Source organism: Streptomyces sp. NPDC088810, from assembly GCF_044750305.1.
Taxonomy (GTDB): domain Bacteria; phylum Actinomycetota; class Actinomycetes; order Streptomycetales; family Streptomycetaceae; genus Streptomyces.
On the sequence record NZ_JBIVJQ010000002.1, the window covers coordinates 179,016 to 192,462 of the forward strand.

The 13,447-nt window shown below is 72.8% G+C and carries 13 protein-coding genes; 1 reads left to right on the top strand and 12 read right to left on the bottom strand.

What is annotated here, in order from left to right; genetic code table 11:
* Positions 1–109: 109 nt before the first annotated feature.
* The 12 genes from ACIP4Y_RS07480 to ACIP4Y_RS07535 all read right to left on the bottom strand — a co-directional run bounded on the left by ACIP4Y_RS07480 (position 110) and on the right by ACIP4Y_RS07535 (position 12,190).
* Positions 110–1,243, bottom strand: a complete 1,134-nt coding sequence (locus ACIP4Y_RS07480; protein WP_401389048.1) for a polyprenyl synthetase family protein — start codon at positions 1,241–1,243, stop codon at positions 110–112.
* Positions 1,243–2,670 carry a hydroxysqualene dehydroxylase HpnE gene (hpnE, locus tag ACIP4Y_RS07485; protein ID WP_401389051.1) on the bottom strand — a complete coding sequence of 476 codons (1,428 nt, stop codon included), beginning with the start codon at positions 2,668–2,670 and terminating at the stop codon, positions 1,243–1,245. Before hpnE ends, ACIP4Y_RS07480 begins: the two co-directional genes overlap by 1 nt.
* Entirely contained in the window at positions 2,667–2,903 is a 237-nt protein-coding gene (locus tag ACIP4Y_RS07490; protein ID WP_401389054.1) for a DUF6380 family protein, read from the bottom strand. The genes hpnE and ACIP4Y_RS07490 overlap by 4 nt, the downstream gene beginning before the upstream one ends.
* On the bottom strand, positions 2,903–3,865 hold the full coding sequence (gene hpnD / locus ACIP4Y_RS07495) for a presqualene diphosphate synthase HpnD (protein ID WP_401389057.1): 963 nt from the start codon (positions 3,863–3,865) through the stop codon (positions 2,903–2,905). The genes ACIP4Y_RS07490 and hpnD overlap by 1 nt, the downstream gene beginning before the upstream one ends.
* Positions 3,862–4,758: a squalene synthase HpnC gene (gene hpnC / locus ACIP4Y_RS07500; RefSeq protein ID WP_401389060.1), complete on the bottom strand. Its 897-nt coding sequence runs from the start codon at positions 4,756–4,758 to the stop codon at positions 3,862–3,864. The genes hpnD and hpnC overlap by 4 nt, the downstream gene beginning before the upstream one ends.
* 360 nt (positions 4,759–5,118) lie before the next feature.
* Positions 5,119–5,937 carry an ABC transporter ATP-binding protein gene (locus ACIP4Y_RS07505; protein ID WP_401389063.1) on the bottom strand — a complete coding sequence of 273 codons (819 nt, stop codon included), beginning with the start codon at positions 5,935–5,937 and terminating at the stop codon, positions 5,119–5,121.
* Complete coding sequence (locus ACIP4Y_RS07510) at positions 5,930–6,859, bottom strand: ABC transporter permease (protein WP_401389066.1); 930 nt, start codon at positions 6,857–6,859, stop codon at positions 5,930–5,932. The genes ACIP4Y_RS07505 and ACIP4Y_RS07510 overlap by 8 nt, the downstream gene beginning before the upstream one ends.
* A gap of 83 nt (positions 6,860–6,942) precedes the next feature.
* On the bottom strand, positions 6,943–7,815 hold the full coding sequence (locus ACIP4Y_RS07515; RefSeq protein WP_401390613.1) for a glycosyltransferase family 2 protein: 873 nt from the start codon (positions 7,813–7,815) through the stop codon (positions 6,943–6,945).
* Positions 7,816–7,823: 8 nt separating this feature from the next.
* Entirely contained in the window at positions 7,824–8,603 is a 780-nt protein-coding gene (locus ACIP4Y_RS07520; protein WP_358638540.1) for a CDP-alcohol phosphatidyltransferase family protein, read from the bottom strand.
* On the bottom strand, positions 8,581–9,642 hold the full coding sequence (locus ACIP4Y_RS07525; RefSeq protein ID WP_401389070.1) for an iron-containing alcohol dehydrogenase family protein: 1,062 nt from the start codon (positions 9,640–9,642) through the stop codon (positions 8,581–8,583). Before ACIP4Y_RS07525 ends, ACIP4Y_RS07520 begins: the two co-directional genes overlap by 23 nt.
* Complete coding sequence (locus ACIP4Y_RS07530; protein ID WP_358638537.1) at positions 9,630–10,382, bottom strand: phosphocholine cytidylyltransferase family protein; 753 nt, start codon at positions 10,380–10,382, stop codon at positions 9,630–9,632. Before ACIP4Y_RS07530 ends, ACIP4Y_RS07525 begins: the two co-directional genes overlap by 13 nt.
* A complete protein-coding gene (locus tag ACIP4Y_RS07535) occupies positions 10,379–12,190 on the bottom strand; it encodes a DUF5941 domain-containing protein (RefSeq protein ID WP_401389073.1) in 1,812 nt (603 codons plus the stop codon). Before ACIP4Y_RS07535 ends, ACIP4Y_RS07530 begins: the two co-directional genes overlap by 4 nt.
* 264 nt (positions 12,191–12,454) lie before the next feature.
* Here ACIP4Y_RS07535 and galE point away from each other — a divergent pair, with 264 nt between their 5' ends.
* Positions 12,455–13,426: a UDP-glucose 4-epimerase GalE gene (gene galE / locus ACIP4Y_RS07540; RefSeq protein ID WP_401389076.1), complete on the top strand. Its 972-nt coding sequence runs from the start codon at positions 12,455–12,457 to the stop codon at positions 13,424–13,426.
* The last annotated feature ends 21 nt before the right edge of the window (positions 13,427–13,447 follow it).

Sequence of the window (13,447 nt, forward strand, 5' to 3'; positions counted from 1 at the left end):
CCTTCGTGCAGTCGTGCGAGTCGTGCTGCTGTGGGTCCGCCGTCGGCCGGTGTCCTGAACCCTTCGGCACCGGCCGGCGACTACGCGAGGCTTATCCAGCCAATACTGATCATCTCTTTCGTACGACGACGAAGTCCGCGAGCGCCGTGAAGGAGTCCCGCACCCGGTCGGGCATGTCGACGGCGTCGAGGGCTTCGATGGCGATGGTGTGCTGACGGCGCGCTTCCTCGGCCGTCCACACGCGGCCGCCGGCCTCCTCGATGAGCGCGGCGCGGGCCGCGAACTCCTCCTCGGAGAAGTTCTCGAAGCCGCTGCTCTTGGCGTCGGCGGCGAGGATCTCGCCGAGCTGCTCGGAGGCGGGGCCGCCGGCCGCGAGCGCGGCCACCACCGGCAGGGACTTCTTGCGCTGGCGCAGGTCGCTCCAGGTCTGCTTGCCGGTGGCCTCCGGGTCGCCCCAGATGCCGAGCAGGTCGTCCACGGCCTGGAAGGCGAGCCCGAGGTGGTAGCCGTACCGTTCCAGCGCGTCGGCGGTGGCGTCGTCCGCGCCGCCGAGGACCGCGCCGATGGAGGAGGCGCAGGCGAGCAGGGCGCCGGTCTTGTTGCCCTCCATCTCCAGGCACTCCTCGACGCTGACCCGGTCGCGGTGCTCGTAGGAGATGTCCTGGGCCTGACCGTCGATCAGGGCGCGGGTGGCGGTGGTCAGGCGGCGGGTGGCGCGGCCGGCCTCGACGGTGCCGAGTTCCAGCAGGACCTCGCCGGCGAGGGCGAACAGGGCGTCGCCGACCAGGATGGCCTGGGCGGGACCGTGCACCTTCCAGACGGTGTCGCGGTGCCGGCGCTGCTCGTCGCCGTCCATCAGGTCGTCGTGCAGCAGCGAGAAGTTGTGCACGAGTTCGACGGCGACCGCGCCCGGGACGCCCACCTCGGGTGCGGCGCCGGTGACCTCGGCGGAGAGCACGGCGAGCGCGGGGCGGACGGCCTTGCCGCCGTCGCCGTCGGCGGGGTTGCCGGCGGCGTCGATCCAGCCGAAGTGGTAGGCGGCGACGGTGTCCATGGGAGGCGCCAGGCGGTCGACGGCCGCGCGCAGCACCGGTGTGGCCAGGGTCCGGCCGCGCTCCAGCAGCGCGGCGACGTCCACCGCGGCCCGTGGAGCGGGCGTCGAGGCCGGGGGCACAGTGGGCACAGTCTCTCCTCTTGTTGCGGTGCCGGGGGTGCGGGGGCGTGCCGCCTGCTGATCGGTCATCAGGCCGCCTCCTCGAATGCGAAGAGGTGACGGGGGCGGGGCCGGCCCAGGGCGCTGAGGGCGGCGTCGGCCGCGCTCACTCCGCTGCGGACCGCACTCTCCATGGTCGCGGGCCACCCGGTGGCGGTCCACGCTCCGGCCAGGTACAGGCCGGGGGCCTTGGTGCGGGCGCCGGGCCGCAGCCGCCCGACGCCGGGGGTGGGGGCGAACGTCGCCGTGCGCTCCCGGGTCACGAAGAAGTCCTCGACGACGGCCGCGCGCGTGCCCGGAATGAGTCTTTCCAGCTCGGGCAGGTAGCGCTCGCGCAGCTCGGCGACCGGGGTGTCGATCTCGTCCTGCGCGGCCGACTGCGACAGCGCGAGGTACTGTCCCGTGCGCAGCCCGGAGGCGTGGGTGCGGTCGAACACCCACTGCACGGGGGTGCCGAGGGCGGCGAAGAAGGGCCGCGCGAGCACCGGGCGGTCGTAGACCACATGGACGTTGAGGATCGGCGCGGTGCCGATCCCCAGCAGCCGCTCGGGCGCGTCGAGGGCACCGGGCGGCAGCAGGTCGTGGGCTTCGCGCTGGGGTACGGCGAGGACGACCGCGTCGGTTTCGAGATTATCGCCGGGAACCTGAACGCTCCACGTCCCGTTCTCGTTGACAGAGACGGAGGTGACGCGTGTACGGACCTCGGTACGCACGCCCGCGGAGTCGAGCGCCTTGCGGGCCAGCCGGTCGTGCAGTTCGCCCAGCGGGACGCGGGCCCAGCCGATGTCGGCCGCGCCCGGGTCGGACAGCAGACCGGTCTTGAACACCATCGCGGCGAGCCCCAGCGAGGCGTCGCCCGCGACCGCGTTGAGGGTGGCGACGCCGACCAGGTCCCACAGGGCCTCGACGGCGCGCGCCGACTGGCCGTGGGCGGCCAGCCAGCTGCCGAAGTCCCGGGTGTCCAGGGCCGGATCGGCGAGGTCGAGCCCCTTCAGCGCCAGCGCGGCACGCCCGACGGCCGCGCGCTCGGCGAGCGAGAGGTGCGGATAGGCGGCCAGGCTGCGCCCCAGGTGGAGGGGGACGGGCAGCGGGTCGCGCCGCAGCCTGCCGAGCCGCCGCCCCTCGGGCTTGGCGACGTCGACGACGGGCACGTCCAGGCGGTCCTGCAACGGTGCCAGCGCCGTGCCCTCGATCCGGTCGAGGAACCAGCGGTAGGCGGTGCAGCAGCGCAGGTACACGTGCTGGCCGTTGTCGACGGTCAGCTCGCCGCGCTGGAAGGAGAAGGCGAGGCCGCCCAGCCGGGGCCTGCCTTCGAGCAGGGTGACCCGGACGCCCGCGTCGGCGAGGGCGAGGGCAGTGGTGATCCCGGCGAGGCCGCCGCCGACCACGACCGCGCTGCGGCCTGCCGTGCGCGCGGTGCCGCCCCGGTCCTGTCCGGGGGGTGAGCCGTCGCTCATCGTGCGTCCTTCCGTGCGAGCGCCAGCGCTCCGCGGGCCGGGCCGGGAGGGGCCGTCGGTCGCCTGCGGGCCGGTCGTGGCCGATCGCGCAGTTCCCCGCGCCCCTTTCGGGCGCGAGTGTGCTGGTTGAACGGTGCACGCCCGGCCGTCGCAGTCAGGGACGCCACGCCGCAGGAAAGGGTTGCCTGTCGCATGCCGTCCGGTCCGGCCGGCTCTGGTGCGGTGCGCTGCATCAGGCGCGCCTCCGGACGGAGCGCCGGGAGACATGGCGGGTCACATGCCGGGTGTCGAGCCCGGACAGGCCGCGCACGGCGACGTAGGCCTTCTCGTGGCCGGGCAGCGAGACCCGGCCGCGCAGCACGGCCTCCGGGTCGCGCTCGATGCGGTCCAGCAGCCGGCGGTAGATGCCGGCCATCGCGGCCACGCAGGCGCCGCTGCGCCGGTCGAGCATGGGCAGCAGCCGGTAGCCCTCGGCGAACAGGGCCCGGGCGCGTCGCACTTCGAAGTGGACCAGACCGGCGAAGTCGGAGCCCTCCGGCGGGGTCGGACCGTGGAACCCGGCCGAGCAGCCGAACTTGGCGAGGTCGTCGGCGGGCAGGTAGGTACGGCCGCCCGCCGCGTCCTCGCGGACGTCGCGCAGGATGTTGGTGAGCTGCAGGGCGAGGCCCAGCGTGTCGGCGTACTCGGACGCGCGCTCGGCGCCGCGGGCTCCCGGTTCGGTGCCGAACACGCCGAGCGAGAGGCGGCCGATGGCACCGGCGACACACCGGCAGTACACCTTCAGGTCGTCCCAGGTCTCGTAGGTTTCCCCGCGCACGTCCATCTGGACGCCGTCGATCAGCTCGTCGAGGCCGCCGAGCGGGATCGGGAAAGCGTCCGCGGCGTGGCTGAGGGCGACGGCCACCGGGTCGGTGTCGTCCTCCTCGACCCCGCCCTCGCGGATCCGGGCGAGCAGCGCCCGGGTGTCCTCCAGGCGCGCCAGCTTGACCTCGCCGGCCAGGTCGCCGTCGCCGATGTCGTCCACGCGCCGGGAGAACGCGTACAGCGCCGACATGGCGCGGCGCTTGGCCGTCGGCAGCAGCCGGATGCCGTACGCGAAGTTGCGGGCCTGCTGCCCGGTCACGGCCTCGCAGTAGCTGTAGGCGGCGAGTACCGGCGCGGACACGTGCGGCGGGGACTCCACGGTCCTGATCACCCCTCTCCTCGCAGGATCACGCCCGCCTCACGCAGCAACTGGACCTTGCCGGGTCTGGGCGGGCCGGGAAGTACGTCGTATTCGGCGGCGGCGATCGCCCGGATCGCCGCCCTTCCTCCCGCCACGAACCCCGCGAGCAGCAGCTTCAGCCTTCCGTGGACGCTACCCACCAGGGGGGCGCCTTCATTCAGCAGATCGCGAGCGCGTTGCGCTTCGTATGCAACCAGGGCGCGCACCGATGCGCCCGCGGTTTTCGCGGCCAGGTCCGCTTCCTGGACGTGGAAGCGCTTCATGTCCTCGGCGGGGAGGTAGATCCGGTCGCGGCCGAGGTCCTCGGCGACGTCCTGGAGGTGTTCCACGATCTGCAGCGCCGTGCAGATCGCGTCGGACAGCCGGATCCGCTCGGGGGTGGCGGTGCCGGTGACGGCGAGGACGAGGCGGCCGACGGGGTTGGCGGACAGTTCGCAGTAGGCGAGGAGGTCGTCGTAGGTCTCGTACCGGGTGACGAGCTGGTCCTGGCGGTTGGCGGCGATCAGCCCGAGGAACGGCTCGGGGGTGAGGGCGCGGCGGCGGACGGTGGGCTGCAGGCGGCGCAGCAGCGGGTGGCGCGGGGTGCCGCCGAAGACGCGGCGCAGGTCGGACTCGAAGGCGTCGAGGAGGACGAGCCGGTCCGCGGCCGCGGCGGGCGACACGCCGAGCAGCCGGGCGTCGGCGCCGCCGGGGGCGAGGTCGCCGTCGCCGATGTCGTCCACGAGACGGGCGAAGCCGTAGACGGCCATGAGGTCCTCGCGCCAGGCCCGGGGCAGGAAGAAGGGGGCCACGGGGAAGTTCTCACCCGCGGCCTTGTCCAGCGTGGCGCGTTCCAGGTCGGGCGCCGTGCCGGTGGCCGTCACCGGGCGCTGCCCGCGGCGGGGACGGCACACGCTGCGCTGAGCAGGGGAGTCTCCGTAGCCATTGCCGTCACATCTCCCGTTCTACACTGCCGACCCAATACACACTATTTCGGACACGCCGCCCCGCCCTGCGCGGGGGTGTCCCGTCGCAGGGTGTCGCGCATTATCGCCCCACTTGCCGGTTTCCGGCACCGGTACAGCTTACGTTGTACAACGCTGCACGGGCCGTCGGGGTGTCCTGCACATCACAACAACACACCGATTGGCTCCAAGATTCCTTACCCCAGGCCGAGTTGACGCTTCCTTTGCAGACGCAGGGCCCCGCCGGAGGAATTCCGGCGGGGCCCTGGCCGAAACGCGTCACTTGCCCGTGAACTTCTCGTACTCCTTCAGGACCTCGTCGGTGGGTCCGTCCATGCGCAGTTCGCCGCGTTCCAGCCACAGCACACGGTTGCAGGTGTCGCGGATGGACTTGTTGTTGTGGCTGACCAGGAAGACCGTTCCGGCCTCCTTGCGCAGTTCCCGGATGCGTTCCTCCGAGCGCTTCTGGAACTTGCGGTCGCCGGTGGCCAGCGCCTCGTCGATCATGAGGACGTCGTGGTCCTTGGCGGCGGCGATGGAGAAGCGCAGGCGCGCCGCCATGCCGGAGGAGTACGTGCGCATCGGCAGGGTGATGAAGTCGCCCTTCTCGTTGATGCCCGAGAAGTCGACGATGTCCTGGTAGCGCTCCTTGATCTGCTCCCGGGACATGCCCATGGCGAGACCGCCCAGGATGATGTTCCGCTCACCCGTGAGGTCGTTCATCAGGGCCGCGTTGACGCCCAGCAGGGAGGGCTGGCCGTCGGTGTAGACCTTGCCCTTCTCCGCGGGCAGCAGGCCGGCGATGGCGCGCAGCAGGGTGGACTTGCCGGAGCCGTTGGAGCCGATCAGGCCGATGGCCTCGCCGCGGTAGGCGACGAAGGACACCCCGCGCACGGCGTGCACCTTGCGCACCCCGCGCGCCGTGTCGTCGGAGCCCCGCCGGAGGATCCGGCTCAGGGCCGCCGTCGCGCTGCCCTTGCCGGTCTTGGCGCCGTTGACCCGGTAGACGATGTGCAGGTCGTCCGCGATGACGGTGGGCCGGCGCTCCCCCGCGTTCTCGGTGCTCTCGGCGTTCTGCCCGACGTTCTGCTCAGCCACGGCCGTACCTCTCCTCCGCCTTCCAGAAGTACACGAAACCGCCCACGGCGAAGAGCACGGCCCAGCCGCCGGCCGCGGCCCAGACATGGTCGGGCAGGTTCTCGGCACCGTAGCCGTCGATCAGCGCGAAGCGCATCAGGTCCATGTAGATGGCGGCCGGGTTCCACTGCAGGGCCGTCGCGATCCAGTGCGGCTTGTCCTGCAGCATGACCGGGATGGAGAACATCACGCCGGACGCGTACATCCAGGTCCGCAGCAGGAACGGCATCAGCTGCGCGAGGTCCGGCGTCTTGGCGCCCATGCGGGCCACGATCAGCGCGAGGCCGGTGTTGAACAGGAACTGCAGCACCAGCACCGGCACGATCAGCAGCCAGGACGGGCCCGGGTAGCTGCCGAAGCCGATCGCCACGACGAACAGCACGATCATGGAGAACAGCAGCTGCTGGAGCTGCTGCAGCGAGAAGGAGACGGGCAGCGAGGCGCGCGGGAAGTGCAGGGCGCGCACCAGGCCGAGGTTGCCGGAGATCGCACGGACGCCGGACATCACCGAGCTCTGGGTGAAGGTGAACACGAACACGCCGGTCACCAGGAACGGGATGTACACGTCCCGGGACATGCCGCGGCTGGCGTGCAGGATCAGCCCGAAGATGAAGAAGTACACGGCCGCGTTCAGCAGCGGCGTGGCCACCTGCCAGAGCTGGCCGAGCTTGGCCTGGCTGTACTGCGCGGTCAGCTTCGCCTGGGAGAAGGCGAGGATGAAGTGGCGGCGTCCCCAGAGCTGACGGACGTACTCCACGAGCGAGGGCCGGGCGCCGCTCACGGAGAGCCCGTACTTGGCGGCGAGCTCGGCCGCCGTCAGTCCCTCGTCGGGCGACGGGGCCGCGGTCACCGCGACCGTGCCGTCGTGCGTGGTCTCACTCACAGGTGTGGAAACTTTCGTCTTCGGGTTCGCGTACGCGTGCGTCCTGCCGTGCGCGGGCGCACCGGCGCACAGGGACGAGCTTGTCAGATGACCGGGGGACGGCCCAGTCGGGTGAGTCGCCACACCGTACGCCAGCGCATCGGGCGGCGCGGGCCGCAGGGCGTGGTCCAGCCTTCCCGGAAACCGCCGAACCATGCCTTCAGGGCCGGCCCCGAGGGGCGGCGGAGCAGGGTGAGCAGCAGCCAGACGCCCAGGTAGACCGGCACCAGGAGGGCGGGGAGGTTGCGGCGGGCGAGCCAGACGCGGTTGCGGGCGACCATGCGGTGGTAGACCGCGTGCCGCGAGGGCGCGGTCGTGGGGTGGTACAGCACCATGTCGGACCGGTAGTCGATCATCCAGCCGGCGTCGAGGGCCCGCCAGGCCAGGTCGGTCTCCTCGTGCGCGTAGAAGAACTCGTCCGGGAGCGCGCCGACCTCGGCGAAGACGCGGGTGCGGACGGCGTTGGCGCCGCCGAGGAAGGTGGTGACCCGGGAGGAGCGCATCGGGTCGGAGGCGCGCAGCCTCGGCACGTGCCGGCGCTGGGTCTCGCCGGTGTCGGGGTCGGCGATGCGGAAGCTGATGATGCCCAGCTCCGGGTCGGCCGCGAAGGCCTCGCGGCACAGCTCGGCGGTGTCGTGCCGGGCGAGCAGGCCGTCGTCGTCGAGGAAGAGCAGTATGTCGACGTTGCGGCCGCTGGGCCCGAAGGCCTCTATGCCGACGTTGCGCCCGCCGGGGATGCCCAGGTTCTCGGGCAGCTCGACCGTCCGTACGCCCTCGGGGACGTCCGGGACGGGCGAGCCGTTGCCGACGACGACCACCTCGACCGGGTCGCCGTCCTGCTTGGCGACGGAGTCCAGCAGGGCCCGCAGCTCCTCGGGCCGGTTGCCCATGGTGATGATGACGGCGCCGACCTTCACGGGCGCGCTCACTTCAGCCTGCTGGAGGCGAGGATGGACACCAGGTGCAGCAGCGTCTGCAGCAGGGCGATGCCCGCGAGGACGGCCGTACCGAGGCGGGTGAAGAACAGGTCGCCGCGGGCCTGGTCCACGATCGCGAGGACCAGGATGAGCAGCGAGGCCTCGATGCCGAGGATCAGCCGGTGGAACTTCAGCGCCGCGGCGGCCCGGCGGGCCAGCGCCATGCCGGAGGAGCGCAGCTCGGAGGCGGCCTCCTGCACCGGGGGCTTGCCGGTCTGGTGGCGGGCGACGCCGACCAGGTCGGTCTCGGCCTTGATCAGGATGGCGCCGAGCGCGGCGAGGGTGCCGAGGAAGGCCCACAGCCAGTCGATCCGGCCGCTGCCCCACAGGTCGGCGGCGCGCAGGCCGAGACCGACCAGCACGGCCGCGTCGGTGAGGTAGGCGCCGACGCGGTCCAGGTAGACCCCGCCGAGCGAGTACTGCTTCTTCCAGCGGGCGATCTCGCCGTCGACGCAGTCCAGCAGCAGGTACAGCTGGGTGGCGACCACGCCGAGCACGGCGCCCGCGATCCCCGGCACCAGCAGGGCCGGGGCCGCGAGCACCCCGCAGACGGTCATCAGGTACGTGAGCTGGTTGGGCGTGACCCTGGTGTTCACCAGGTAGCGGTCGACGCGCAGGGACACCTCGCGCATGTAGAGGCGTCCCGCCCAGTGCTCACCGCTGCGCCGGTCCTTCACCCCCGCGGGGTGGACGACCGGACGGAGTTCAGCTACCGATGGCCTTGACATAGTCGGCGTAGATGTCCTTGATCTGGTTCGTCTTGAGGTCGAGGTGTTCGAGGATCGTGTAGCGGCCGGGCCGGGTCTCGGGGGCGAACTCCACCGCGCGGACGAACTCGTCCAGCGTGAAACCGATCTCCTCCGGCAGCACCGGAAGCCCGTGCCGGCGCAGCACCTCGGCCATGTACGCCGACTCCTCGTGGGCGCCGCGCAGGTACATCGCGAAGGCGGCGCCGAGGCCGCACTGCTCGCCGTGGGCGGCGGCGCGCTTGGGGTAGAGCAGGTCGAAGGCGTGGTTGATCTCGTGGCAGGCGCCGGAGGACGGGCGGGAGTCGCCCGACACGGACATGGCGATGCCGGTGAGGACCAGCGCCTCGGCGAGCACCTGGAGGAAGCCGTCGTCGCCGACTCCGCCGGGGTGCCGGAGCACCGCCTCGCCGGCCTGGCGGGCCATGGCGGCGGCCAGACCGTCGATCTTCTCGCCGTTGACGCGGCTCGCCAGCTCCCAGTCCGCGACCGCGGAGATGTTGGAGATGGCGTCGCCGATGCCGGAGCGGACGAACCGGACGGGTGCCTCGCGGATCACGTCGAGGTCGATGATGACCGCGATCGGGTTGGGCACGCCGTACGAGCCGCGGCCCGCGTCGTTGTCGAGGGTCGCGACCGGGGAGCACAGGCCGTCGTGGGCGAGGTTGGTGGCGACCGCGACCAGCGGCAGGCCGACGCGGGCCGCCGCGAACTTGGCGCAGTCGATGATCTTCCCGCCGCCCAGGCCGACGACCGCGTCGTAGCGGCCGGCCTTTATGTCGCTCGCCAGCCGCACCGCGTCGTCGATCGTGCCGCCGCCGACCTCGTACCAGCTGGCGCCGGGCAGCGAGGGGGCGATCCGTTCGCGCAGCCGGGCGCCGGAGCCGCCGCTGACGGCGATGGCGAGCTTGCCGGACTGCGAGACGCGTTCGTCGGCGAGGACCGAGGCCAGGTCGTCCAGGGCACCCGGGCGGATGTCCACGACGACCGGCGAGGGAATGAGCCGGGTCAGTACTGGCACGCGATCTCCCGTCCGCGGGCGAGATCGTCGTGGTTGTCGATCTCGACCCACTTGACGTCGCCGATCGGCGCCACGTCGATGCGGAAGCCCCGGTTGACGAGCTCCTGGTAGCCGTGCTCGTAGAACTGCTGCGGGTCGGTCTCCCAGACCGTCTTCAGCGCGTCGGCCAGTTCCGGCGCGGCGTCGCCCTCGATCAGGGTGACGCCGATGTACTCGCCGGTGGCCTCGGCCGGGTCCATCAGCTTGGTGATCTTCGTCATGCCCTTGTCGGGGTCGACGACGACCTTCATCTCCTCGTCGGCGAGGTTCTTGACGGTGTCCAGGGCCAGGATGATGCGACGGCCCTCGCCCCGCGCGGCGAGCAGCGTCTTCTCGACCGAGACCGGGTGCACGGTGTCGCCGTTGGCGAGGATCACGCCGTCCTTGAGGGCGTCACGGCCGCACCACAGGGAGTAGGCGTTGTTCCACTCCTCGGCCTTGTCGTTGTCGATGAGGGTGAGCTTGAGGCCGTACTTGGCCTCCAGGGCCGCCTTGCGCTCGTAGACGGCTTCCTTGCGGTAGCCGACGATGATCGCGACCTCGGTCAGCCCGATCTCGGCGAAGTTGCCGAGCGTCAGGTCCAGCACCGTGATCGAGTCCTCTATGCCCGCGGGCCCCACCGGCACCAGCGCCTTCGGCAGGCTGTCGGTGTAGGGGCGCAGACGCCGGCCGGCGCCGGCCGCGAGCACGAGGCCGATCATGCGGTTTCTCCTTCGTCGTGTACGGCGGGCGCCCCAGCGGACACCCAGAAGCGGATGCTCTCGACGAGCACCACCAGGGCGACGGCCACGGCGAGGACCGTGAGCGCGGCCTTGAACTGCGCAGCGGTGAGCACCGCGGCGAGGACGGTGACGAGCAGGGTCCGCCCCTCGTGTCCCCCGATGGCGCGCACCAGCCGGGCCGGGGGCGCTCCGGCGTTGCCGCGGATGCGGTACACCGTGTCGTAGTGATGGTAGGCGACGGCCGCCACCAGGCCGAAAGCCGCAGGGAGGGCCCCGTTCACCCCGGCTTTGCCGGCCAGGGCGAGCACCGTGCCGTACTCGGCGGCCCGGAAGAAGGGCGGGACCAGCCAGTCGAGGGCGCCCTTGAGGGGGCGGGCGACGGCGAGGGCCGAGGTGAGGACGTACACGACGGCGCCGGCGACCGGCAGCAGGCCGCCGAAGTCCGTGAGGGCCGAGGTGGCCGCGACGGCGGCGCCGCCGAGCAGGGCGACGGCGGGTACGGCGAGCCCGGGCAGCCCCTTGCCGGCCACGCGCCGCACGGCCCCGGCGAGCGGTCCCGAGTCGGCGAGGTCGGCGAGGGCCTGTGCCGCCCGGTCGGTCCGCCGCGCCTTGCGGGTCAGGGAGCGCAGCACCCGGCCCGCGGTCGTGTACGCCGCGGCGAAGGCGCAGCCGACGAGCAGGACGTAGAAGGTGATCCGCGGGGTGGTGGCCGCGGTGAGGACCGCGATCATCGCCCAGCGCTCGCCGATCGGCAGCACGATCATGCGGCGCAGCCAGACCGTCCAGCCGACGCTGTCGAGCTTGTCGGAGAGGGCGGCGGTGGGGCTGGTGTTGGCGGTGGCGTCGTGGTTGGCCTCGTTGAAGGAGAAGTCGACCACGTGCCGGCAGGTCTGCAGGATCATCGCGCCGAGGGCGAGGGCCCACACGTCGTCGCCGCCGCGGGCCGCGCCGAGCGCGAGGCCGGCGTAGTAGGCGTACTCCTTGGCCCGGTCGAAGGTGGCGTCGAGCCAGGCGCCGAGGGTGGAGTACTTCAGCGCGTACCGGGCGAGCTGGCCGTCGGTGCAGTCGAGGACGAAGGAGGCGATCAGCAGCACACCGGCCGCGACGAAGCCGCCGCGGGTGCCGGTCGCCGCGCAGCCCGCCGCTATCAGCGCGGTGAGCAGCGAGGCCGTGGTGACCTGGTTGGGGGTCAGGCCGCGGCGGGCGCACCAGCGGGCGAGGTAGCGCGAGTACGGGCTGATGAAGAACGTGGTGAAGAAGCCGTCGCGGGACTTCACGGCCGACTTCAGGCGGACGGCCTCGTCGTCGACGGCGGCCACGGCCTGCCGGGCCTCGTTGCGGGCCTGCGGGTCGGCCGGCACCGTGGCGACCAGGCTGCCCAGCTCGGGCCGGTGCACCGCGCCGCCGTCGGCGTCCAGCACGGTGGCGACGCGGTCGGCGAGGCTGTCCACGGCGAGCGCGGCGGCCCCGGTGGTCCCGCCGTCGGCGGGGGTCTCGCGGGCCACGGCCCGGGCGAGCGCCTGCCGGGCGGCGGGCTGGGCGGTGACGGCGCCGGGCACGGCGGCGAGCGGGAAGCGCGGGTCGGTCAGGCCGAGGCGCAGCGCGTGCGGGTGGCCGACGAAGCGGGCGTCGACCAGGGCCACGCGCCGGTCGGCCGGTACGGCGGCGAGCAGGGACTCCGTCTCGGCGGCGTCGGCCGCCACTCGCACCTCGAAGCCGAGGGACCGCAGATCGTGCTCCAGGGACGATCCGGGGACCGGCTGACCGGTGACGATGGCGGTCGACAACCGAACTCACTCCCTGGTGCCGGCGCGCGGGCGCCGGTCGTCTGCGTGGTGGGGCGCCCCTGCCTGCGGCACCCGGGCGGCATGTCGGCAGAGGCTATCGGATGGGCCGGAGCCCGTGTTCACCGGCCGTTCACGGCCCGGCCCACGGGGGCTGCCCCGGCCTTTGCCGCGATCATCATCGGGGATCGGGGGCCCGGCCCACAAACCGGTGGGGCAGACCCGGGCAACCGGGACACCGGGCGCCTCGGCATAGGGTGGACGACCATGACGTGGCTGATCACCGGCGGAGCCGGATACATCGGGGCGCATGTGGCACGGGCCATGGCGGGCGCCGGGGAGAGCGTCGTGGCGCTGGACGACCTGTCGGCGGCCGTGCCCGCGCGGCTGCCGGCCGAGGTGCCGCTGGTCCGGGGCTCGACGCTGGACGGGGACCTGCTGAAGCGGGTCTTCGCGGAGTACGGCGTGACGGGCGTGGTCCATCTCGCGGCGCGCAAGCAGGTCGCGGAGTCGGTGGCGCAGCCCACCCGCTACTACCGGGAGAACGTGGGCGGTCTGGCCACGCTGCTGGACGCGGTCGCCGAGGCGGGCATCGGCCGGCTGCTGTTCTCCTCGTCGGCGGCCGTGTACGGCAACCCGGACGTGGACCTGATCACCGAGGACACCCCGTGCGCCCCGGTGAACCCGTACGGCGAGACCAAGCTGGCCGGGGAGTGGCTGGTGCGGGCGGCGGGCCGGGCGCACGGGATCTCCACGGTCTGCCTGCGCTATTTCAACGTGGCGGGCGCGGCGGCGCCGGAGCTCGCGGACACGGGCGTGTCCAACATCGTGCCGATGGTCTTCGACCGGCTCACCCGCGACGAGGCCCCGCGCATCTTCGGCGACGACTATCCGACGCCGGACGGCACCTGCGTGCGGGACTACATCCACGTCGCCGACCTCGCGGACGCCCACCTGGCGGCGGCGCGACGGCTGGCCGGCGGGGACCTGGCCGGCGATCTGACGCTGAACATCGGCCGCGGCGAGGGCGTCTCGGTGCGCGAGCTGATCACGGTCGTCGGGGAGGTCAGCGGGGACCGCCGGGCACCCGTGGTGGAGGGCCGCCGTCCCGGCGACGCGCCGCGCGCGGTGGCCTCGGCCGAGCGGGCCGCCGAGGTGCTGGGCTGGCGGGCCCGGCGCGGGGTGCGGGAGATGGTCGAGTCGGCGTGGGCGGGCTGGCGGCTGCACCACGGCCGGTGAGCCGGGACCGCGCTGACCTGC

Bases quoted from the DNA above. Each gene is read 5' to 3' on its own strand.
- ACIP4Y_RS07490 (WP_401389054.1), bottom strand. From the start codon at position 2,903: ATGCAGCGCACCGCACCAGAGCCGGCCGGACCGGACGGCATGCGACAG.
- ACIP4Y_RS07530 (WP_358638537.1), bottom strand. From the start codon at position 10,382: ATGATCGGCCTCGTGCTCGCGGCCGGCGCCGGCCGGCGTCTGCGCCCC.
- ACIP4Y_RS07520 (WP_358638540.1), bottom strand. From the start codon at position 8,603: ATGTCAAGGCCATCGGTAGCTGAACTCCGTCCGGTCGTCCACCCCGCG.
- ACIP4Y_RS07480 (WP_401389048.1), bottom strand. From the start codon at position 1,243: ATGACCGATCAGCAGGCGGCACGCCCCCGCACCCCCGGCACCGCAACA.
- hpnE (WP_401389051.1), bottom strand. From the start codon at position 2,670: ATGAGCGACGGCTCACCCCCCGGACAGGACCGGGGCGGCACCGCGCGC.
- galE (WP_401389076.1), top strand. From the start codon at position 12,455: ATGACGTGGCTGATCACCGGCGGAGCCGGATACATCGGGGCGCATGTG.